General features: G+C 70.2%; 18 protein-coding genes and 1 pseudogene. 2 read left to right on the top strand and 17 right to left on the bottom strand.

What is annotated here, in order from left to right; all coding sequences use genetic code 11:
* Positions 1-3: 3 nt before the first annotated feature.
* From B9D87_RS04325 to B9D87_RS04265, 13 genes and pseudogenes are all read right to left on the bottom strand, one after another.
* Positions 4-1065 carry a type III polyketide synthase gene (locus tag B9D87_RS04325; protein ID WP_007776032.1) on the bottom strand — a complete coding sequence of 354 codons (1062 nt, stop codon included), beginning with the start codon at positions 1063-1065 and terminating at the stop codon, positions 4-6.
* Between the two features lie 111 nt (positions 1066-1176).
* Positions 1177-2595 (bottom strand): argininosuccinate lyase, encoded by a 1419-nt coding sequence (gene argH / locus B9D87_RS04320; protein WP_007776033.1) that lies wholly within the window; start codon positions 2593-2595, stop codon positions 1177-1179.
* Positions 2592-3809 carry an argininosuccinate synthase gene (locus tag B9D87_RS04315; protein WP_007776034.1) on the bottom strand — a complete coding sequence of 406 codons (1218 nt, stop codon included), beginning with the start codon at positions 3807-3809 and terminating at the stop codon, positions 2592-2594. Before B9D87_RS04315 ends, argH begins: the two co-directional genes overlap by 4 nt.
* 38 nt (positions 3810-3847) lie before the next feature.
* On the bottom strand, positions 3848-4342 hold the full coding sequence (locus B9D87_RS04310) for an arginine repressor (RefSeq protein WP_007776035.1): 495 nt from the start codon (positions 4340-4342) through the stop codon (positions 3848-3850).
* Between the two features lie 49 nt (positions 4343-4391).
* On the bottom strand, positions 4392-5318 hold the full coding sequence (gene argF, locus B9D87_RS04305) for an ornithine carbamoyltransferase (protein ID WP_007776036.1): 927 nt from the start codon (positions 5316-5318) through the stop codon (positions 4392-4394).
* Positions 5315-6466: an acetylornithine transaminase gene (locus B9D87_RS04300; RefSeq protein ID WP_052002584.1), complete on the bottom strand. Its 1152-nt coding sequence runs from the start codon at positions 6464-6466 to the stop codon at positions 5315-5317. The genes argF and B9D87_RS04300 overlap by 4 nt, the downstream gene beginning before the upstream one ends.
* A gap of 38 nt (positions 6467-6504) precedes the next feature.
* Positions 6505-7395: an acetylglutamate kinase gene (argB, locus tag B9D87_RS04295; RefSeq protein ID WP_040631798.1), complete on the bottom strand. Its 891-nt coding sequence runs from the start codon at positions 7393-7395 to the stop codon at positions 6505-6507.
* Positions 7392-8648, bottom strand: a complete 1257-nt coding sequence (gene argJ, locus B9D87_RS04290; protein WP_415623601.1) for a bifunctional glutamate N-acetyltransferase/amino-acid acetyltransferase ArgJ — start codon at positions 8646-8648, stop codon at positions 7392-7394. The genes argB and argJ overlap by 4 nt, the downstream gene beginning before the upstream one ends.
* Positions 8603-9662: pseudogene (gene argC, locus B9D87_RS04285) on the bottom strand (N-acetyl-gamma-glutamyl-phosphate reductase). Before argC ends, argJ begins: the two are co-directional and overlap by 46 nt.
* Positions 9663-9692: 30 nt before the next feature.
* Positions 9693-12194 (bottom strand): phenylalanine--tRNA ligase subunit beta, encoded by a 2502-nt coding sequence (pheT, locus tag B9D87_RS04280; protein WP_007776042.1) that lies wholly within the window; start codon positions 12192-12194, stop codon positions 9693-9695.
* Positions 12194-13237, bottom strand: a complete 1044-nt coding sequence (gene pheS, locus B9D87_RS04275) for a phenylalanine--tRNA ligase subunit alpha (protein WP_007776044.1) — start codon at positions 13235-13237, stop codon at positions 12194-12196. Before pheS ends, pheT begins: the two co-directional genes overlap by 1 nt.
* 147 nt (positions 13238-13384) lie before the next feature.
* Positions 13385-14203, bottom strand: a complete 819-nt coding sequence (locus B9D87_RS04270) for a rhomboid-like protein (RefSeq protein ID WP_007776064.1) — start codon at positions 14201-14203, stop codon at positions 13385-13387.
* A gap of 9 nt (positions 14204-14212) precedes the next feature.
* Positions 14213-15124 (bottom strand): adenylate/guanylate cyclase domain-containing protein, encoded by a 912-nt coding sequence (locus B9D87_RS04265; RefSeq protein WP_007776065.1) that lies wholly within the window; start codon positions 15122-15124, stop codon positions 14213-14215.
* 210 nt (positions 15125-15334) lie between these two features.
* On the opposite strand from B9D87_RS04265, the gene B9D87_RS04260 reads away from it, so the two are divergent.
* Entirely contained in the window at positions 15335-16414 is a 1080-nt protein-coding gene (locus B9D87_RS04260; RefSeq protein ID WP_040631801.1) for an oxygenase MpaB family protein, read from the top strand.
* Here the strand turns inward: B9D87_RS04260 and B9D87_RS04255 are convergent.
* The 4 genes from B9D87_RS04255 to infC form a co-directional block, all read right to left on the bottom strand.
* The gene (locus tag B9D87_RS04255) at positions 16401-17201 is read right to left on the bottom strand and encodes a TrmH family RNA methyltransferase (RefSeq protein WP_040631853.1); all 801 of its coding nucleotides are present in this window, start codon (positions 17199-17201) and stop codon (positions 16401-16403) included. The genes B9D87_RS04260 and B9D87_RS04255 overlap by 14 nt on opposite strands.
* 24 nt (positions 17202-17225) lie before the next feature.
* Entirely contained in the window at positions 17226-17621 is a 396-nt protein-coding gene (rplT, locus tag B9D87_RS04250; RefSeq protein ID WP_007776071.1) for a 50S ribosomal protein L20, read from the bottom strand.
* An 80-nt stretch (positions 17622-17701) separates the two neighbouring features.
* Positions 17702-17896, bottom strand: coding sequence for a 50S ribosomal protein L35 (rpmI, locus tag B9D87_RS04245; protein WP_007776073.1), 195 nt, complete (start codon positions 17894-17896; stop codon positions 17702-17704).
* Between the two features lie 62 nt (positions 17897-17958).
* Positions 17959-18567 carry a translation initiation factor IF-3 gene (infC, locus tag B9D87_RS04240; RefSeq protein ID WP_077091885.1) on the bottom strand — a complete coding sequence of 203 codons (609 nt, stop codon included), beginning with the start codon at positions 18565-18567 and terminating at the stop codon, positions 17959-17961.
* 443 nt (positions 18568-19010) lie between these two features.
* Between infC and lysX the strand changes: the two genes are divergently transcribed.
* The gene (lysX, locus tag B9D87_RS04235; protein WP_415623605.1) at positions 19011-22370 is read left to right on the top strand and encodes a bifunctional lysylphosphatidylglycerol synthetase/lysine--tRNA ligase LysX; all 3360 of its coding nucleotides are present in this window, start codon (positions 19011-19013) and stop codon (positions 22368-22370) included.
* The last annotated feature ends 39 nt before the right edge of the window (positions 22371-22409 follow it).

Genomic DNA, 22409 nt, shown 5'->3' with positions numbered 1-22409 from the left:
GGATCAATGCCAACGCAACAACACCAGTTCGGAACAGAATCCTGGACCCATCGCGAGCATCAGACCGGGGCTTCCGCTCGGCGGCGGCTTGGCCATGGTGTCGCGCAGCACGTGCAGCACCGACGCCGACGACAGGTTGCCGATCTCGCCGAGTGAACGCCAGGTGAGTTCGAGGGCCTCGGGCGCCAAGCCGAGCGCCGCGTTGATGGCCTCGATGACCTTGGGGCCGCCGGGGTGGCTCACGAAGGCACCGATGTCTTCGGTGGTCAGGCCGTGCGCCCCCAGGAACTTGGTAACGTCCCCCTCGATGTACTGCTCGACGACGGCCGCGACGTCCTTGGACAGCACCAGTTCGAAGCCGGTGGCGCCCACGTCGAAGCCCATGGTGCGCAGCGAGTCGGGATACAGGTGGCTGCGCGAGTCCAGGATGGTGGGCCCGCCGGCCGCCAGTTGCTCGGCGCGCCGCTCACCGACGGCCACCACCGCCGCGGCCCCGTCGGCGAACAGGGCGCTGCCGACCAGACCGGCCAGCGACGGCTTGTATCCGGGGTAGGTCAACGAGCAGAGCTCGACGGAGATCAGGGCGGCCACGGCGTCCGGCGCGCCGCGCAGGTAGTCGTTCAGCCGGGCCACGCCGGCGGCGCCGGCCACGCAGCCGAGGCCGAACAGCGGCACCCGCCGCACGTCGTCGCGCAGGCCGAGATGCGCGGCGATCCGCGCGTCCACCGAGGGCACGGTGAGGCCGGTGACGGTGGTGGTGACGAGCACGTCGACGTCGCGCGGCTGCAGTCCCGCCTCGTCAAGCGCGCCGGACAGGGCCTCGCAGCCCAGCTTCACGGCGTGCTCGGTGAAGATCCGGTTCGCCATCCCGAAGTCGGTCAGCGCGGGGTACTGCTCCAGCGGCAACACCAGGTGACGGCTGCCGACTTTGGCGCTGGCGTGCAGCTGCCGGACGATGTCCTCGTAGCCCTCGAACTCCGGGATGCTGACGAAGAAGTCGGTGAGCTCACGCTGGGAGTACCGGTGCGGTGGCAGCGCACCGAAGACGCCGGCGACGACGCTCATTGTTCTCCCACCCCTTGGTGACGAGGACCCGGCCCGAAACGTTCATCCGGATCGCTTTGAGCTCGAAGTCTAGTCTGCATGGCACGGCCCGTCAGGGAAACCAACCTCATCTCAATCGTCGCCGCGCAGCTGGCTTTTGAGGCTATCGACGCTGGCCAGGACGGTTTCGATCTGCTCGGCGACCCGCGCCGGCGCGGTGCCGCCCCGGGCGTCGCGCGACGCCACCGAGCCTTCGATCGTCAAAACCTCACGGACCTGTGGCGTGAGATCGGGGCTGATGGCGGCCAGTTCGTCGTCGGTGAGCTCGTCGAGCCCGACCGCCCGCTGCTCGGCGGCGCGCACCGCGGCGCCGGCGGCCTCGTGCGCGGACCGGAACGGCACCCCCTGGCGCACCAGCCATTCGGCGATGTCGGTGGCCAGGGTGTAGCCGGCGGGGGCCAGGGCGGCCATCCGCTCGACGTCGAAGGTCAGGCTGGCCACCAGCCCCGCCATCGCCGGCAGCACCAGCTCCAGCTGGGCCACCGAATCGAACACCGGCTCCTTGTCTTCCTGCAGGTCACGGTTGTAGGCGAGCGGCTGGGCCTTCAGGGTGGCCAGCAGGCCCGTCAGGTTCCCGATCAGCCGGCCGGACTTGCCGCGCGCCAGTTCGGCGATGTCGGGGTTCTTCTTCTGCGGCATGATCGAGCTGCCGGTCGACCACGAATCGTGCAGGGTGACGTAGCCGAATTCCGTCGAGCTCCACAGGATGACGTCCTCGGCCAGCCGGGACAGGTCGACCCCGATCATGGCGAACACGAAGGCGGCCTCCGCCGCGAAGTCGCGGGACGCGGTCGCGTCGATCGAGTTGTCGGCCGCTGCGGCGAAACCGAGCTCGGCGGCGATCGCGTCGGGGTCCAGGCCCAGCGACGAGCCGGCCAGCGCTCCCGACCCGTACGGGGACACCCCGGCGCGCCGGTCGAAGTCGACGATCCGGTCGACGTCGCGCAGCAGCGGGTGGGCGTGCGCCAGCAGGTGATGGGCCAGCAGCACCGGCTGCGCGGACTGCATGTGGGTCTTGCCCGGCATGATCGCGCCCGGGTGGGCGGCGGCCTGGGCCGCCAGCGCGCCCACGACGTCCAGCGCCCCGGCGGCGACCCGGCGCACCGCGTCGCGCAGCCACATCCGGAACAGGGTGGCCACCTGGTCGTTGCGCGACCGGCCGGCCCGCAGCCGCCCGCCCAGGTCGGGCCCGACCCGGTCGATCAGCCCGCGTTCCAGCGCCCCGTGCACGTCCTCATCGGTGACCAGCGGCGCGAAGCTGCCGTCCGCGACGTCCTCGGCCAGCTGATCCAGACCGGCCAGCAGCCCGTCGCGCTGCTCCTCGTTCAGCAGCCCGGCCCGGTACAGGATCACGGTGTGGGCCCGCGAGGCGACGATGTCGTAGGGGGCCAGCACCCAGTCGAAGTGGGTGGACTTGCTCAGCGCGGCCAGCGCATCCGACGGGCCGTCCGCGAACCGGCCGCCCCACAGGGACCCCTCCCGAGTGCTCACGCTTCGGCCGGGCCCTTTGCTGCCTGGTCCCGTCGGGACGCGATCTTCGACGACAGCCCGTGCACGTAGACGAAACCCTTGGCGGCCGACTGGTCGAAGCTGTCGCCCTCGTCGTAGGTGGCCAGGTTGAAGTCGTACAGGGATTCCGCGCTGCGCCGGCCGTTGACCGCAATGTGGCCGCCGTGCAACACCATTCGCACTTCACCCGTCACGTGCTCCTGGGTCTTGGCGACGAAGCTTTCCAGCGCGTCCTTGAGCGGCGAGTACCACAGCCCGTCGTAAACCAGCTCGGCCCACCGCTGATCGGTGTGCCGCTTGAACCGGCCCAATTCCCGCTCCAGCGTGACGTGTTCGAGCTCGGTGTGCGCGGTGATGAGCACCATGGCGCCCGGCGCCTCGTAGATCTCGCGGCTCTTGATGCCCACCAGCCGGTCCTCGACGACGTCGAGACGCCCGACGCCCTGGGCGCCGGCGCGGGTGTTGAGTTCCTCGATGGCGCCCAGCACCGACACCCGCTTGCCGTCGATCGTCACCGGCACGCCGCGCTCGAAACCGACGATCACCTCGTCGGGCGTGCTCCAGTTCAGCGTCGGGTCTTCGGTGTAGGCGTACACGTCCTTGGTGGGGGCGTTCCAAAGGTGTTCCAGGAAGCCGGTTTCCACCGCGCGGCCCCACACGTTCTGGTCGATGGAGAACGGGGAGCGCTTGGTCACGTTGATCGGGATGGCGTTTTCCTCGGCGAACGCGATCGCCTTCTCCCGCGTCCAGGCGTAGTCGCGGACCGGCGCCAGCACCTCGAGATCGGGTGCCAGCGAACCGAATCCGACCTCGAACCGGACCTGGTCGTTGCCCTTGCCGGTGCAGCCGTGCGCGACGATGCTGCCGCCGTGCTCGCGGGCCGCCGCCACCAGGTGCTTGACGATCAGCGGCCGGCTGATCGCCGACACCAGCGGGTAGCGGTCCATGTAGAGGGCGTTGGACAGGATGGTGGGCAGGCAGTAGCCCTCGGCGAACTCGTCGCGGGCGTCCACGACGACGGCCTCCACCGCGCCGCAGTCCAGGGCCCGCTGGCGAATGACCTCCATGTCTTCGCCGCCCTGGCCGAGGTCGATCGCCACGGCTACGACCTCACGGCCGGTCTCCTTGCCGATCCAGCTGATGGCCACCGAGGTGTCCAGACCGCCGGAATACGCCAGGATGACGCGTTCTGACATGAACCAATCTCCTTACACTTGAAGCGCTTACGCGAGTTTTACGTGAGTCTTTCCAGGGTGGTGGCCAGCTCGGCGCCGGTCATCGGCTCTCGAGCGGCCACGAAGACGGTGTCATCGCCGGCGATGGTGCCGACGACGTACGGTAGCGCCGCGCGGTCGATCGCGCTGGCCAGGTAGTCGGCGGCGCCGGGCGGGGTGCGCAGCACCGCGAGGTTCGCGCTGGCGTCGGCCGACACCAGCAGCTCGCTCAGCAACCGGGACAGCCGTGCGGTGCCGCCGGTCACCCCGCGCACCGGGTTGCCGTCCTCGGGAACCATGTAGACGCCGACCCCGCCGTCGGCGCCGCGCAGCTTGACCGCGCCCAGTTCTTCCAAATCCCGTGACAGCGTGGCCTGGGTGACGTCGATGCCCTCGTCGGCCAGCAGCGCGGCCAGTTCGCTCTGGCTGCGCACCTCGGCCGACGACAGGATGGCCACGATGCGGGCCTGCCGGCCGGCCCTGGTGGTCTCGGGTGTGGTCTTGCTGCGCGTCATTGCGCCACTCCTCCGCATCGCTTCGCTCTGCATCGTCGTCGCCGCGGCGTCATCGGGACCGCTCCAGCAGCCAGGCCAGCAGCGCTTTCTGGGCGTGCAACCGGTTTTCGGCCTCGTCGAAGACCACACTGGCCGGTCCGTCCATCACCTCGTCGGTGATCTCGTCGCCTCGGTGAGCCGGAAGGCAGTGCAGCACAATGGTTTCCGGGTCCGCCAGGGACAGCAGCCGGGTGTTGATCTGGTAGGGCTTGAACGGGGTGAGGCGGTCCAGCCCGTCGTCCTCCTGCCCCATCGACGTCCAGGTGTCGGTGACCAGCACGTCGGCGCCGCGCGCGGCCGCGTCGGCGTCGGCGGTGACGGTGACCGAGGCGCCGGTGTCCTCGGCGCGGCGCCGGGCCGCGGCCACGAAGGCCTGGTGCGGGGCGAAGCCGTCGGGCGCGGCGATGGTGACGTGGACGCCGGCGGTGACGCCGCCGAGCATCAACGAGTGGGCCATGTTGTTGGCGCCGTCACCGAAATAGGTCATTCGCAAACCGGTCAGCGAGCCCTTGCGTTCGGCGATGGTCTGCAGGTCGGCCAGCACCTGGCAGGGGTGGAAGTCGTCGGACAGCGCGTTGACAACCGGGACCGTCGCGGTCGAGGCCATCGCGTCGAGGCGGTCCTGGCCGAACGTCCGCCAGACGATGGCCTCGACGTAGCGCGACAACACCCGCGCGGTGTCCTCCAGCGTCTCGTCGCGGCCCAGCTGGGTGCTGCGGGCGTCGACGACGACGGCGTGCCCGCCGAGCTGGGCGATGCCCACCTCGAACGAGAACCGGGTGCGGGTGGAGTTCTTGTCGAACAGGACCGCGACGCCGCGCGGGCCCTCCAGGGGGCGGGCGCTGAACGGATCCTTCTTCAGTTCGGCGGCCAGCGCCAGCACCTCGGCCTGCTCGGCCGGCGACAGGTCGTCGTCGCGCAAAAAGTGTCGAGTCATGCTGCGGCTCCGGAGGCTTCGTCGAGGATGGCCGGCAGCGCGGCGACGAAGCCGTCGACCTGGGCTTCGGTGAGGATCAGCGGCGGCGCCAGCCGGATGACGTCGGGTGCGGCCGCGTTCACCAGGAACCCGGCCCGGCGCGCGGCGGCTTCGGCGTCCTTGGCGCGCGGCGCGGTGAGCGCCACGCCGCACAGCAGCCCGCGGCCGCGCACGTGGTCGATCAGCGGGTGGGCCAGCGCCTCGATGCCGTGGCGCAGCGACTTGCCCAGCACCTCGGCGTGCCGGACCAGGTTCTCCTCGGCCAGCACCCGCAGCACCGCGAGCGCCGCCGCCGCGCAGACGGGGTTGCCGCCGAAGGTGCTGCCGTGCAGGCCGGGCGTCATCAGGTCGGCGGCCGGCCCGACGGCCAGGCAGGCGCCGATGGGCAGGCCACCGCCGAGCCCCTTGGCCAGCGTCACCACGTCCGGGGTGATGCCGTCGTGCTGATGGGCGAAAAACGTTCCGGTTCGGCCCATCCCAGTCTGCACCTCGTCGAGCACCAGCAGCGCCCCGTGCCGCGCGGTGATGTCGCGGGCGGCGGCGAGGTATCCCTCGGGCGGGACGACGACGCCGCTCTCCCCCATGATTGGCTCCAGAAACACCGCGGCGGTGGCGTCGTCGACCGCGGCGGCCAGGGCTTCGGTGTCGCCGTAGGGCACGTGCGTGACGTCGCCGGGCAGCGGGGCGAACGGCGCCTGCTTGCTCGGCTGGCCGGTCAGCGCCAGCGAGCCCATCGTCCGGCCGTGGAAAGCCTCTTGCGCGGCAACCAGTTTGGTGCGCCCGGTGAGCCGGGACAGCTTGAACGCCACCTCGTTGGCCTCGGTTCCGGAGTTGCAGAAGAACACCCGCGCCGCGGGATCGGCGCCCAGCAGGTTGACCAGTTCCTCGGCCAGCGCGAGGCTGGGTGCGGTGGCATACAGATTCGACGTGTGGCCCAGCGTGGACATCTGGCGGGTGACGGCCTCGATGACGGCGGGGTGGCGGTGGCCCAGGACGTTGACCGCGATGCCGCCGAGCAGGTCGAGATACGTCTTGCCGTCCACGTCGGTGACCACGGCGCCGTCCCCGCTGGCCAAGGCGATCGGCGGGGTGCCGTAGTTGTTCATCATCACGGCTTCCCACCGCTGCTTGATGTCGTCCGTATGGGTCACGCTTTCCGCACCACCTTCGTACCGGTGCCCGCGTCGGTGAAAAGCTCGACCAGCACGCAGTGTTCGACGCGCCCGTCGATGACGTGCGCGCTCGGCACGCCCGCGGTCACGGCCCGCAGACAGGCTTCGACTTTGGGAATCATGCCGGCCTCCAACGTGGGTAGTAGTTGCGACAGTGTGCCGGTGTCGATTTCGCTGACCAGCGAACCGCGGTCCGGCCAGCTGGTGTACAGGCCTTCGACATCGGTGAGCATCAACAGCTTCTCTGCGTTCAGCGCCTCGGCCAGCGCCGCCGCGGCGGTGTCGGCGTTGATGTTGTGCACCACGCCCTCGGCGTCCGGGGCCAACGTCGACACCACCGGAATGCGCCGTGCGGCAATCAGATCCAGCACCGCGGCGGTGTTCACCCGCTCGACGTCGCCGACCAGGCCGATGTCGGTGGCCACGCCGTCCACGGTGACGCTGCGCCGCACGGCGGTGAACAGCTGGGCGTCCTCGCCGGTGATGCCGACGGCATACGGCCCGTGCGCGTTGATCAGGTTGACCAGCTCGCGGCCGACCTGCCCGAACAACACCATCCGCGCCACGTCGAGCACTTCCGGTGTGGTGACCCGGAATCCGCCCTTGAAATCGCCCTCGATGCCGAGCCGGCGCAGCATCGCGGTGATCTGCGGGCCGCCGCCGTGCACGACGACGGGATGGACACCGCAATTGCGCAGGAACGCCATGTCGGCGGCGAACGCGTGGCGCAGCGTGTCGTCGGTCATGGCGTTGCCGCCGTACTTGATGACCACGATCTTGCCGTGCAGTTGCTTGAGCCAGGGCAGGGCTTCGGCGAGCACCTGCGCCTTGACCCCGGTGGGCAGCGCTTCCACGGCACGACTCATGAGCTGTAGGCCGAATTCTCTTCGACGTAGCCGTGCGACAGGTCGGTGGTCCGGATGGTGACCCGCCCGTCGCCGAGCCTCAGATCGACCGTGATGTCGATGTCGGCCTCGGACAGATCCACCTCGCGCGCACCCGGCACTCCGGCCCCGTCGGCGAAGACCGCAAAGCCGTTGAACGCCACCGTGATCCGGTCGGGGTCCAGGGCGATGGGCGCGATGCCGACGGCGGCGAGCACCCGACCCCAGTTGGGGTCCGAGCCGAACACCGCGGTCTTGACCAGGGAGTCGCGGGCGATCGTCCGGGCGGCCACCAGCGCGTCGTCCTCGGAGGCCGCCCCCTGCACGGTGACGTTGACCCGCTTGGTGACGCCCTCGGCGTCGGCCTGCAGCTGGGCGCACAGGTCGTCGCAGACCCGCAGCACCGCCTCGTCGAGGTCGGCCTGGCTGGGCGCGATGCCGCTGGCTCCCGACGTCAGCAGCAACACCGTGTCGTTGGTCGAGCAGGCGCCGTCGATGTCGAGCCGGTCGAAGGTGCGGGCGCTGGCGTGACGCAGCGCGGAGTCCAGGGCGGCGGCGTCGACGGCCGCGTCGGTGGTGAGCACGCAGAGCATCGTCGCCAGCGACGGGGCGAGCATGCCTGCGCCCTTGGCCATTCCGCCGACCGTCCAGTTGTCCGGATGATGCAGCGCAACCTGTTTGGGCACGGTGTCGGTGGTCATGATCGCCTGGGCCGCCTCGTCGCCGCCGGACAGGCCGCCGGCCATGTCCTGCACGATCGCGCGCACCCCGGCGAGCACCTTGTCCATCGGCAACCGGTCACCGATGAGGCCGGTCGAGCACACCGCGACCTCGATGGCGCCGGTCTCGGTGCCCCAGTCCGACAGCGCGGCAGCGACGGCCTCGGCGGTGGCGTGCGTGTCCTGGAACCCGCCCGGTCCGGTGCAGGCGTTGGCGCCGCCGGAGTTGAGGATCACCGCGCGCAGCGCGCCGGTGCTCAGCACCTGCTGGCTCCACAACACCGGCGCGGCCTTGATCTTGTTGCGGGTGAACACCCCGGCCGCCGCGTAGTCGGGCCCCTCGTTGAAGACCAGGGCCAGGTCGCGGTTGCCCGACGCCTTGATCCCGGCGGCGATGCCGGCGGCCCGGAAACCGGCCGGCGCGGTGACGCCCTGCTCGCGCAACAACCGCGCGTGGGCAGCCGTGGACGTCACGGCGCCACCCCGATCACCGAAAGGCCTTCGGTCTCCGGCCATCCCAGCGCCAGGTTCATCGACTGCACGGCGGCGCCGGCCGTCCCCTTGACCAGGTTGTCGATCGCGGCGATGGCCACGAAGGTGCTCGCCGCCTCGTCCACCGCGACCGCGATGTGCGCCGCGTTGCTGCCGATCACCGCGCCGGTGCGGGGCAGCTGTCCATCGGGCATCAGGTAGATGAAAGGCTCTGCGTGGTAAGCCTTTTCGTAGGCCTCCCGCAGCCGCGACAGCGGGGCGCTGGTGCGGGCGGTACAGGTCGCCAGGATCCCGCGCGACGTCGGGATCAGCACCGGGGTGAACGACACGGTGACGTCGCGGCCGGTGACGGCGCCCAGACCCTGGGCGATCTCGGGGGTGTGCCGGTGCGCCCCGGCGATGTTGTAGGCGCGCGCCGAGCCGATGACCTCGGCGCCCAGCAGGTCGGTCTTGGCCGCTCGGCCGGCCCCGGAGGTGCCGCTGACGGCGACCACGGTGACGGCCGGTTCGATCAAGTCCTCGGCCACCGCGGGCAGCAGCGCCAGCAGCGCCGCGGTCGGGTAGCAGCCCGGGACCGCGATGCGGCGGGCGCCGCGCAACCGCTCGCGCGCGCCGGGCAGCTCCGGCAGCCCGTACGGCCAACTGCCGGCGTGCGGCGATCCGTAGAACCGCTCCCACGCCCCGGCGTCGGTGAGCCGGAAGTCGGCGCCGCAGTCGATGATCAGCGTGTCGGGGCCGAGCTGTTCGGCCAGCGCGGCCGAGTGACCGTGGGGCAGGGCCAGGAACACCACGTCGTGGCCGGCGAGCACGTCGAGTTCGGTGGGCTCGACCACGCGCTGGGCCAGCGGCGTCAGGTGCGGGTGGTGCTCACCGAGCGTGCTGCCGGCGCTGGCGGCCGCGGTCACCGCGCCGATCGTCAGGCGCCCGTGCGCGTAGGCGGGATGCCCGAGCAGCAGACGCAGGATCTCGCCGCCCGCGTAGCCGCTGGCACCGGCAACCGCCACCTTCATTCCGTCGGCCATTCCGCCGATTCTGCATGGTTATGCAGTGGTTTGCAAATCCATTCCGCTAGCCGCGCAGCTCCGCGCCGACCGCCTCGGCGGCGCGGCGGACCGCCGCGTCGCGGGCCGCGGTGGCGTCGTCCTCGGTGAGCGTGCGATCGGGCGCGCGGAACCGCAGCGCGAAGGTCAGCGACTTGCGGTCCTCGCCGATCTGCGGACCGGTGAACACGTCGAACAGCTGCAGGTCTTCGAGCAGCTCCCCCGCGCCCGCGCGGACGGCGTCGGCCACCGCCTGGGCCGGCACGTCCGCGGCCACCACCAGGCTGACGTCCTGAAAGACGGCCGGGAACGGCGACACCCGGGGCGCCGGCAGCGCCGCGGCGATGGGCATCGCATCCAGGTCCAGCTCGAGGGCGCAGGTGCCCTTCGGCAGCCCGGAGCGCTCGATCACCGCGGGATGCAGCTGGCCCGCGTAACCCACCGGGGTGTCCCCGACGAGCACCTCGGCGCACCGACCCGGATGCCACGGCAGCTGCTGCGCCGCGCGTAGCCGCACGTCGATTCCGCTCGCGCGGGCGATGATGCGGACCGCCTCGAACGCGTCGGCGGCCTCGGCCCGGCGGCCCGGGCCCCAGGGTCCGCGGTGTTCGCGCAGGCCGGCCAGCACCGCCGCGACGTGCTGCGGCTGCCGCGGCAACGACGCGTCCAGGACGGCGATCTCGGCGTCGGTGGGCCGGCGGTCGACGGGGATGACGTCCACCGCGCGGGTGTCGGTCGTCGGGCGGACCACCTGCGCCAGGGCATACAGCGAGACGTCGACCAGCCCACGAGAGACGTTGCGCACCAACGCTTCCAGCAATGCGGGCAGCAGCGTGGTGGCCAGGTGCGGGCGATCGGCCTCCAGCGGGTTGAGCACATCGGTGGTGGTGCGCCGCGGGTCGTCGTCCGGCAGGCCCCACAGGTCGAACACGCCCGCGGGCAGAAACGGCGTCGGCAGGATCTCGACATAGCCCGATTGGGCCAGCGCCTTGCCGATGGCGCGGCGGCGCTTCTGCGCGGCCGACAGGCCCCGCCCGGCCGGTGCCGACGGCAAGACCGACGGGATGACGTCCAGTCCCTCGAGCCGCAACACCTCCTCGACGAGGTCCGCGGGCTGCACGAGGTCGGGCCGCCAGCTGGGCGGGGTCACCGTCAACGTGTCACCCCGCTCCGCCACCTCGGCGCCGATCTGGGTGAGCCGCCTGGCGGTCACGCCCGGGGCATAGCTCACCCCGGCGACGCGATCGGGCAGGTCGACGGAGATCTCGATGGGCGTCCCGGCCCAATCGGTGACCGAGTCGCCGACCGGCGGGTCACCGCGCCAGTCGGTCAGGCCGTCGGAGACCACCCCGCCGGCGATGTCGGCGAGCAGCGTGGCGCACCGGTCCAGCGCGGCCACCGAGATGGCCGGATCCACGCCGCGCTCGTAGCGGCGGGCGGCCTCGCTGGGCAAATGCAGCCTGCGCTGGGTGCGCGAGACGGCGGCGGGGTCCCAGACCGCGGCCTCGAGCAGCACGTCGGTCGAGTCGGCGCGCACTTCGGTGCTCGCGGCACCCATCACACCGCCGATCGCGGTGGTCGCCGTGTCGTCGACGATCAGGACGTCGGCCGGTTCGAGCTTGCGCTCGATGTCGTCCAGGGTCACCACGGTCTCGCCGGGCCGGGCGAACCGCACGCTGAAGCTTCCGGTGATCCGCTTGCGGTCGTGGGCGTGCATGGGGTGACCCAGCTCGAGCATCACGTAGTTGGTCACGTCGACCGCCGGGGAGGTCGCGCGGATGCCGGACAACAGCAGCCGGCGCTGCAGCCACCACGGCGACACGGCCGCGGGGTCGATGCCGGTGACCGGGCGCAGCGCGAAACGCCGCACCCCGGTGCCGGGCTGCACGGTCAGCGGCCAGGCCTCGCCGTTCGCCGGCAGCGGCTTGACCACCTGGGCAGGATCGACGAAGTCCAGGTCGTAGGCGCAGGCGACCTCGCGGGCCAGGCCGCGCAGCGACATGCAGTAGCCGCGGTCGGGCGTGATCGCCAGGTGGAAGACCACGTCGTCCAGGCCCAGCACCGCGGCGGCGTCGGCGCCCGGTTCGGCGGTGCCCGGCGGCAACACCAGGATCCCGGAGTGGTCGGCGCCCATGCCGAGTTCCGCCGCCGAGCAGATCATGCCGTCGGAGTTGCGGCCGTAGGTTTTGCGGGCGGCGATCTTGAAGTCGCCGGGCAGCGTGGTGCCCGGCAGCGCGGCGACGATCAGCTCACCCACGGTGAAATTAGTTGCACCGCAGACGATCTCACGGTCTTTGCCTTCGCCGACGTCGACGTGGCAGAACCGGATCGGCTTCTTGAAGCCGGTGAGTTCCTCGATGGCGGTGACCCGGCCCACCGTCAGCGGACCCTCGACGGGCCCGAGGGTGGCGACCTCCTCGACCTCGTGGCCGATGCGCACCAGCGCCTGCTCGAGCTCGGCGGGGGCGACGTCCCAGCCCGGCGCGCCGGCCGCCACGATCTCACGTAGCCAGCTGTACGGAACGCGCATCACGCACCCACCCCGAACGGCAGCGAGAAGCGGACGTCGCCCTCGACCATGTCGCGCATGTCCGGAATCCCGTTGCGGAACTGCAGCGTTCGTTCCAGCCCCATGCCGAATGCGAAGCCGGAGTAGACAGCCGGGTCAATTCCCGCGGCGCGCAACACGTTTGGATGCACCATCCCGCAGCCGCCCCATTCCACCCAGCCGGCGCCGCCCTTCTTGCCGACGAACCAGACGTCGACCTCGGCGGACGGCTCGGTGAACGGGAAGAAGTGGGGCCGGATCCGGGTGCGAGCCTGCGGGCCGAACTCGGCGCGCGCGAACGCGTCCAGCGTCCCGCGCAGGTGCGCCATGGTCAGGCCGCGGTCCACCGCCAGGCCCTCGACCTGATGGAACACCGGCGTGTGGGTGGCGTCGAGTTCGTCGGTGCGAAACGTGCGGCCGATCGAGACGATGTAGACGGGCAACTCGCGGGCGAGCAGGGTGCGCACCTGGACCGGTGAGGTGTGGGTGCGCAGCAGCTGCCGGGAGCCGTCGGGCGCGATGTAGAAGGTGTCCTGCTCGCTGCGGGCGGGATGGTCGGCCGGGAAGTTGAGCGCGTCGAAGTTGAACTGTTCGGACTCGACCTCGGGGCCGTCGGCCAGTTCCCAGCCCATGGCGATGAAGGTGTCGGCGATGTGCTCGGCCAGGATGGTGATCGGGTGCCGCGCGCCGGTCGGCTGCCGGGTCGACGGCAGCGTGACGTCGATGCCTTCGGCCACCAGCACGGCGGCGTCGCGCTCCGCGCGCAGGACCGCGAGCCGTTCGTCGTAGCCCTGCTGGGTGTCGGCTCGGGCGGCGTTGACCCGCTTGCCGGCGTCGGCCCGCTCGTCCTTGGGCACGCCGCCCAGCGCCTGGCGCGCCAGGGCCAGCGGTGAGCGGTCGCCGAGGTGCTCGGTCTTGACGCGCGCCAGTGCGTCGAGATCGCCGGCGCGCGTGAAGGCCTCCCGGGCGGCGCTGACCGCTCGGGCCAGGGCCGCCGGCGACAGGTCGACGGGTTGATCGGCCACGCGGCGACACTCTCCTTGCTTCAAGGTTGGCTGCAGGTTGCCCAGCGGCAAGTGCTGATCATAGTGATTCGGCGCGTGGCGCCCGGCGGGCGCGTGGCAGTTGGGCGGCCGCGCGACGCGCGGGCCCGGCGGGGCGGTGGGGTGGCGTTAGCCGGCGACGGCCGGCTGCGGGCCGGCCAGCGGGTCGCCACCGTCGAGCGGCAGCGCCGGCAGCCCGCGACCGCCGGCGAACTTGGCGACCTGGTAGGCGAGGAAGGCGCCCACGAGACCGAACACCGGCGTCGCCGCCAGGGTGCCCCAGTGGTGCGCCAGCATCAGGAAGCCGAAGCCCGACGACGCGGCCAGCATCAGGTATCGCGCCGGTGTCCAGTGGATCGGCTGCCGGAACCGGGCGGAGACCAGCACACCCAGAATCACCGCGACCGTGTGGCCCGCGTCGGTGAAGTCGCCGCCGATGATCGCCGAAGCGATGCCCGCCGATACCCACCAGCCGACCCAGGCGGCCCGCCAGCGCGACGGGATCACCGCCGTCATCGCGCCGAGCACCGCCAGCGCGCCGTAGCTCATACCGACGTCGCTGGCCCGGGTGATGGACACGGGCAGCCAGCCGAACTCGACCGAGGCCGCCAGCGCGGCGGCCACCAGGAGCGTCGCGCCGATGTGGCCGACCAGGAAGGCCACCACCAGCCGGATGGTGCGCAGATGCAGCTCGGCCAGCGCCAGCAGGCAGGTCAGGAAGGGCAGCCAGAAGTAGAGCGGGCCGGCGTCGACCACCAGCGCGCTGCCCAGCAGCGTGCCCACGTGGCCGTGCGCCAGGTTGTGCACGTTGGTGCTGGCGCGCTGCACGATGATGTCATGTGCCTGCGGGCCGAGGGCCAGGATGGCGCAACTGATGGCAAGCAGCAGCGCCGCATACCCCACAGTGAATTGGACCCGGGCGAGCCGGGACACGATGCCCCCTAACATTGGCATCCATTATGGCTGCGGTTTCGTCTCGGCTGTGTCATCAGAGCCTGACAACTCCTTAAGAGTCTTGAGGCGATATATCGCCAAATCGTCGGGAATTCCGGCGGGCTTCGGCCCGAAAACCGGCTTCCTCGTGCGTTTGGCCTCGACGCCCAACGCGTCCAACTCGCTTTGCGGTATGAGATCTAACGTTGAACTCGACACCATGATTCCACCCTTGGTGCCTCTTTCCATAACTCGTGCGGCGATATTCACATCGACACCGAGCCAGTCCGCCGCGAGCCGCTGCGGACGCCCGGTGTGAATCCCGACCCGCATCCGGGGCGTGTGGCCCGCCACCTCGACCGATTTCAGCGACTCCTTGGCGGCCAGGACGGCCCGCACGGCGACCGTCGGATCGCCGAAGACGGCCATCAAGCCGTCGCCCATCCGTTTGACGATGTGTCCGCCGGCGTCGAGCAGGGGCGGCTCGATGGCCCGCGCCACCTGGCGCAGCAGCGCCAGCGCCGCGTCGTCGCCGGCCTGCAGGGACCATGTCGAGAAGCCGACCAGGTCGGTGAAGACCAGCGTCACCTCCGCGTTGGCGGGCCGGCGCGACACCCCCTCGGTCAGCGCCTGCCACACCTGCAGCACCCCGAGGCTGACCTCGCGTGACACCGCGTCCCGGTCCCCCAGCAGCCGGTCGGCCGCGCGCGCCGCGGCGCGCGGTCCTCCGTCGCCCGCCGTGGACAGCGGGTCGCCGAACTCCGGGTCGCCGGGCAGCAGTTTGCGCGCGCGCCGGATCAAGGCAACCGCCCCGGGGCTGCGGTTGCGGCTGTGTAGCCATTGGGTCGCGCTGTGCAGTGGAGAGCGTTGCGTAACGGATTGCGCCTCGGTCTCTTCGGGCTTACCCGGGTCCAGATCGCGACGCGCGAGTTCCACCTGGCCAGGTTATTTGTTTTCGTTGCGGGCAGCCAACGACAGTCCGCGACGGGGCCGCCGTGTGTGTCGCATCTCGCACCGAACCACCTGATCACGGTGGCGCCACACCGGTGTGGAAGCTCGATAACACCCGGGCGAACACATCGCCGAAATCGTAGACAACACGCGTTGTCAAAGTTATCGTGAGCCCAATCGGAGCAGGAGGCCGCGATGACTGGCACTGTGAACGCTTGCGGGAGCGAATCCGCGGACCCGCTCGGACCAGATTCCCTGACCTGGAAGTATTTTGGGGATCTGCGCACCGGAATGATGGGCGTCTGGATCGGGGCGATCCAGAACATGTACCCCGAACTCGGCGCGGCCGTCGAGGAGCATTCGATCCTGCTGCGGGAGCCGCTGCAGCGGGTGGCCCGGTCGGTCTACCCGATCATGGGCGTGGTCTACGACGGCGACCGCGCATCGCAGACCGGGCGCCAGATCACCAGCTACCACCACACCATCAAGGGCACCGACGCCGCCGGGCGGCGCTATCACGCGCTCAACCCGGAGACCTTCTACTGGGCGCACGCCACATTCTTCATGTTGATCGTCAAGGTGGCCGAGTACTTCTGCGGCGGCCTCACCGAGGCCGAGAAGCGGCAGCTGTTCGCCGAGCACGTGCAGTGGTACCGGATGTACGGGATGAGCATGCGGCCGGTGCCCGAAACGTGGGAGGAGTTCCAGGACTACTGGGAGCGCACCGGCCGCGACACCCTGGAGATCAACCGGGCGACGCTGGACATCTTCCAGATGCGAATCCCGAAGCCGAAATTCGTGTTGATGCCGACCCCGATCTGGGACCAGATCTTCAAGCCGCTGGTCGCCGGCCAGCGCTGGATCGCGGCGGGCCTGTTCGAGCCCGCGGTGCGCGAGAAGGCCGGCATGCATTGGACGCCAGGCGACGAGGTGTTGCTGCGGTTGTTCGGCAAGCTCGTCGAACTGGCTTTCCTGGCGGTGCCCGACGAGATCCGGCTGCACCCGCGGGCGCTGGCCGCCTACCGCCGCGCCGAGGGACGCCTGCCCAGCGACGCGCCGCTGGTGGAGGCCCCGCCGTTCATGGCCCCGCCGCGTGACCGCCGCGGGCTGCCGATGCACTACTTTCCGCCGTCGCCCCGCTCGCCGCTGGACCCCGCGCTGCAGCCCGCCCGTGCCCTGATGGAACGCGCCGGATCCCTGGTGCACACGACGCTGTCGCTGGCCGGACTGCGGGCGGGCCGCGGTCGGCCGAAGCGGCCGGTCAAGGCCGCGTAGGCAGGCTCAGCGCCCGCGCGCTCTGATACAGACAGATGGCCGCGGCCGACGCCACATTGAGGCTCTCCGCGCCGCCGGCCATCGGGATGCGCATGCGATGATCGGCCGCCGCCGCGACGTCGGTTGGCAGACCGTGTGATTCGGGGCCGAACAGCCACGCCGTCGGTACGCCGAGCAGGTCGGTGGCCTCGTCGAGCCGCGTCTCACCGTCCACGGTGGTGGCGAGCAGTTGCAGACCCGCGGCGCGCAGCGCGCCGACGGCGGCGAGCGTGTCGGGCGCGGCGACCACCGGGACCGAGAAGATGCTGCCCGCCGACGCGCGCAGGCACTTGCCGTTGTAGGGGTCGACGCTGTGGCCGCCGAGGATCACCCCGGCCGCGCCCATCGCGTCGGCGAGGCGAATGAGCGTGCCCGCGTTGCCGGGTTCGCTGATTTCGACGGCGACCGCCACCAGCGCCGGCGGGCCGGCCAGCACGTCGTGCAGGTGGGTCTGCGGCGTTTCGCAGACGGCGACCAGTCCGGCCGGGGTGACGGTGTCGGACAACGCTTTCGCCGCGCGGTCCGTGACCGGATGCACGGGGCATCCCGCGGACGTCAAAGTCGCCAGCAGCGACGCATGACGCTGCTGGGCGACTTCGGTGACGAAGACGTCGCGAACCAGGCCGCGACTGGCGGCGGCCTCGACGAGATTGGGGCCTTCGGCGAGGAACCGGCCCGTCCGCCGGCGGCCGACGTGGCGGTGCAACTTGACCGCCGCGGCGACCCTGGCCGAACGTTCGGTCAGCACCTGGCCGGTCCGCACCGTCTCTGGTTAGGCCGCTTCTCCGGAATCCGAGGGAGCGTTGACGTCCTCGGGCAGGGCCGCCCGCGCGATGTCGACCAGCGCCGTGAAGGCGGCCGGATCGGCGATCGCGATGTCGGACAGGTTCTTACGGTCCACCTCCACACCGGCGGCCTTGAGGCCCTGGATCAGCCGGTTGTAGGTGATGTCGTTGGCGCGTGCCGCCGCGTTGATACGCGAGATCCACAGCTTGCGGAACTCGCCCTTGCGCGCACGACGGTCGCGGTAGGCGTAGTTCAGCGAATGCAGTTGCTGCTCTTTGGCCTTGCGGTAGAGCCGGGATCGCTGGCCGCGATAGCCCTTCGAGGCCTTCAGGATGCTGCGCCTCTTCTTGTGGGCGTTGACCGCCCGCTTCACGCGTGCCATTGGATGTTCCTACTCTCGTTCACAATTAGTTGGTCGGGTCGCCGTGCCAGCTCGCGATGCGGGTCTGGCCGGCGCGGTGGTCAGCCGTTCAGCAGGCTGTTAACACGCTTGGTGTCGTTGGCCGACACCGTGATTCGGCCGTCGAGGCGGCGGGTCCGCTTCGAGGGCTTGTGCTCGAGCAGATGCCGGCGGTTGGTCTGCTGGCGGACGATCTTGCCGGTACCGGTGCGCCGGAACCGCTTTGACGCCCCGCTGTGGGTCTTGGCTTTGGGCATGTTTCCTCTGTTCTATGAAGTGCTCGAGTGCTGGTACTCGAGCACTCGCTGCTGTCTGTCGGTCAGTTCGACGTAGGTTCGGCTTCGGCCGCCGCATCGTCGTCGGATGCCGCGCCGCCGCCGGGCCCTTCCGGATGCCGCGCCTTGGCGCGAGTCTTCGCGCCGCGATGCGGTGCCAGCACCATCGTCATGTTGCGGCCGTCCTGCTTGGCGGACGTTTCGACGAAGCCGTACTCGGCGACGTCCGCACCCAGGCGCTGCAGCAACCGATAGCCCAGCTCGGGCCGCGACTGCTCGCGTCCGCGGAACATGATGGTGACCTTCACCTTCGATCCCGCTTCCAGGAAGCGGATGACGTGACCCTTCTTGGTCTCGTAGTCGTGATCGTCGATTTTCGGTCGCAGCTTTTGTTCTTTGACGACGGTCTGCTGCTGGTTCCGGCGGGATTCGCGCGCCTTTTGCGCCGCTTCGTATTTGAACTTGCCGTAGTCCATGATCTTGCAGACCGGCGGCCTGGCGTTCGGGGCAACTTCGACAAGGTCGAGATCGGCGTCCGCAGCGACGCGCAGTGCGTCTTCGATGCGCACTATGCCTACCTGCTCTCCCCCTGGGCCGATCAATCGGACTTCAGGTACGCGAATGCGCTCGTTGACGCGGGTCTCAGTGCTGATGGGGCCTCCCTTGTTGGGCTTCTATATGTCCTGCGGTGACGACCGGTCGGGAAGGCCGGGAGGAAGCAGCGGCGGAGACACCACACCACTAGCAAAAAAGCCCTGCACAAGCAGGGCCCAATGCCGACCGATCACGGCTGGAACTGCTCGAGCCGCCCGCGTTGCCCGCGGAACAGGCATCCGCGATGCCTGTGACCGGACCGCTGAACCTTGGAAGATCCGCTCAGGGATTTCGTCGGCGCGCGGTGGGAGTGGGACTCCACTTAACTGTTCCTGGCTTTCGCCGGGATGGTCGCAGGCGCTAGTTTAGCAGCCTTGAGGTGGCTTTTAGCACTTCGGCCGGACGACGGCCCCGCAACGGGCGTCAACCCGGCCCCAAACACGCGGCCGGACTCGCGCCCGCCACACTTGGCGCTTAGACAAGCTTTTCACGGATTGAGGGCATATCCTCGCGGTCTGTGACACTCGCTACTCCTGCTTCGGGTCCTCGTTCGGGGCCGCGTTCGGGGCCCGGCGGCCGGTCGAACTCGCGGTATCGCTGGGTGCCCGCGGCGGCCGGATGGACCGTGGGCGTCATCGCCACCGTGTCGCTGCTCGGGAGCGTGTCCCCGCTGATCAGGTACCTGATCAAGGTCCCCCGCGAGTTCATCAACAACTATCTGTTCAACTTTCCGGACACCAGCATCGCGTGGTCGTTCATCCTTGCCCTGCTGGCCGCGGCGCTGACCGCCCGCAAGCGCATCGCCTGGCTGCTGTTGCTGGCCAACATGATCCTGGCCGCCGCGCTGAACGCCGCCGACATCGCCGCGGGCGACAACACCGCCGCGGAGATCTTCGGCGAAAACCTCGGGTTCGCCGTACATATCGTGGCGATCGTCCTGCTGGTGCTGGCCTACCGGGAGTTCTGGGCCAAGGTCCGCAAGGGCGCACTGGTCAAGGCGGCCGCGGTGCTGGTCGCCGGCGATGTGGTGGGGATCCTGGTGTCCTGGGGCCTGGTCGAGTTGTTCCCGGGAACGCTGGCCCGCCAGGACCGCCTGCCGTACGTGGCCAACCGGGTGGTGGGGTTCGCGCTGGCCGACCCGGACCTGTTCACCGGCCGGCCGCACGTGTTCCTCAACGCGATCTTCGGGTTGTTCGGCGCGCTGGCGCTGATCCTGGCGACGATCGTGCTCTTCCAGTCCCAGCGCGCGGAGAACGCGCTGACCGGTGAGGACGAATCGGCGATCCGCGGGCTGCTGGAGCTCTACGGCAAGAACGACTCGCTGGGCTACTTCGCCACCCGCCGCGACAAGTCCGTGGTGTTCGCCCAGAGCGGGCGTGCCGCCATCACCTACCGGGTCGAGATCGGGGTCTGCCTGGCCAGCGGCGACCCGATCGGCGATCCGCGGGCCTGGGGGCAGGCCGTCGACGCCTGGCTGGGTCTGTGCCAGACCTATGGCTGGGCGCCCGGCGTGATGGGGGCCAGCACCCAGGGCGCGCGGGCGTACCGTGAGGGCGGCCTGAACGCGCTCGAGCTCGGGGACGAGGCCATCCTGCGGACCTCCGATTTCAAGCTGTCCGGCCCGGACATGCGCGGGGTCCGTCAGGCCGTGACCCGGGCCCGCCGAGCGGGGTTGACCGTGCGGATCCGGCGGCACCGCGACATCGACGCCGACGCGATGGCCAAAACCATCGCGCGCGCCGACGCCTGGCGGGATACGCAGACCGAGCGCGGCTTCTCGATGGCGCTGGGCCGGCTCGGCGACCCCGCCGACGGGGACTGCCTGCTGGTCGAGGCGCTGGACCGCGACGGCAACGTCGTGGCGATGCTGTCGCTGGTTCCCTGGGGCACCACCGGCGTCTCCCTGGACCTGATGCGCCGTTCTCCGCAGTCCCCCAACGGCACCATCGAGCTGATGGTGAGCGACCTGGCCCTGAATGCCGAAGCCCTTGGCATCACCCGCATTTCACTGAACTTTGCGATGTTCCGTTCGGCGTTCGAGCAGGGCGCACAGCTCGGCGCCGGTCCCGTGGCGCGGCTGTGGCGGGGGCTGTTGCTGTTCTTCTCGCGGTGGTGGCAGCTGGAGACCCTGTACCGCTCGAACATGAAGTACCAGCCCGACTGGGTGCCGCGCTACGCGTGCTACGAGGACGCCCGCCTGATTCCGCGGGTCGGCGTCGCCTCCGCGCTCGCCGAGGGGTTCCTGGTGTTGCCGTTCGGCCGGCGCAAGACGCACACCGGCCACTACCCCGCCGTCCCGCAGCGGCTGGCCGAATCCGGGCTGCTGCATCACGACGGCAGCGCCCCGGACGTCAGCGGGCTGCGGGAGCGCCGCGAGACCGCCGACGAGGAGGAGTCGAGGTCTCGGCTGCCCGAGCAGGTGCGGGTGCGGCTGGCCAAGCTGAAGATATTGCAGCGCAACGGCGTCGACGCGTATCCGGTGGGCTCCCCGCCCAGCCACACCGTCGCCGGTGCGCTCGACGCGGACGACCGGGACACCATCTCCGTCGCGGGCAGGATCTTGCGGATCCGCGATTACGGCGGCGTGCTGTTCGCCCACCTGCGCGACTGGTCGGGGGAAATCCAAGTGCTGCTGGACAATTCGCAGCTGCAGCGCGGACGAACCGCCGACTTCACCGCCGCCATCGACCTGGGTGACCTGGTGGAGGTGTCCGGACACATGGGCTTCTCCAAGAAGGGAAGCCGCTCGCTGATCGTCGCCGACTGGCGGATGATCGGCAAATGCCTGCGGCCGTTGCCGAACAAGTGGAAGGGGCTGACCGACCCGGAGGCGCGGGTGCGGACCCGCTACGTCGACCTGGCCGTCAACCCCGAGTCGCGCGAGCTGATCAGGGCGCGCAGCGAGGTGTTGCGCTCGGTCAGGCAGACCCTGTTCGCCAAGGACTTCATCGAGGTCGAGACCCCGATCCTGCAGCAGATCCACGGCGGAGCCACCGCCCGGCCCTTCGTCACACACATCAACACCTACGACCTCGACCTGTTCCTGCGCATCGCGCCGGAGCTCTACCTGAAGCGGTTGTGCGTCGGTGGCGTGGAGCGGGTCTTCGAACTGGGCCGGGCCTTCCGCAACGAGGGCGTGGACTTCAGCCATAACCCCGAATTCACGCTGCTGGAGGCCTACCAGGCCCACGCCGACTACCGGGTGTGGATCGACGGATGCCGCGAGCTCATCCAGAACGCGGCCCAGGCCGCGCACGGCGAGCAGGTCGTGCTACGGCCCGGCACCGACGGCCGGCTGGAACCGGCCGACATCTCCGGCGTCTGGGCGGTCAAGACCGTGCACGACGCCGTGTCCGAGGCGCTCGGCGAACACATCGACCCCGCGACGACGCTGTCCGCCCTGCGCAAGCTGTCCGATGCCGCCCACATCCCCTACCGGGCGCACTGGGATGCGGGCGCGGTGGTGCTGGAGCTGTACGAGCACCTGGTCGAGGACCGGACCGAGGAGCCGACCTTCTACATCGACTTCCCGACGTCGGTGTCCCCGCTGACGCGGCCGCACCGCAGCGAACCGGGCGTCGCCGAGCGGTGGGACCTGGTGGCGTGGGGCGTCGAACTGGCCACCGCCTACAGCGAGCTCACCGATCCGGTCGAGCAGCGCCGCCGCCTGCAGGAGCAGTCGCTGTTAGCTGCCGGCGGTGATCCCGAGGCGATGGAGCTCGACGAGGACTTCCTGCAGGCGATGGAGTACGCGATGCCGCCCACCGGTGGGCTGGGCATGGGCATCGATCGGCTCGTCATGCTCATAACCGGCCGCAGCATCCGCGAGACACTGCCATTCCCGCTGGCCAAGCCGCATTAGACCAGGACCCGACCAAGCAGAAAGCCCTGAGCGAACATT

It is taken from the genome of Mycobacterium colombiense CECT 3035 (assembly GCF_002105755.1).
In the GTDB taxonomy this organism is placed as follows: Bacteria; Actinomycetota; Actinomycetes; order Mycobacteriales; family Mycobacteriaceae; genus Mycobacterium; species Mycobacterium colombiense.
The sequence above is the reverse complement of the archived record's forward strand: the minus strand, read 5'-3'. Positions and strand labels throughout refer to the sequence as shown.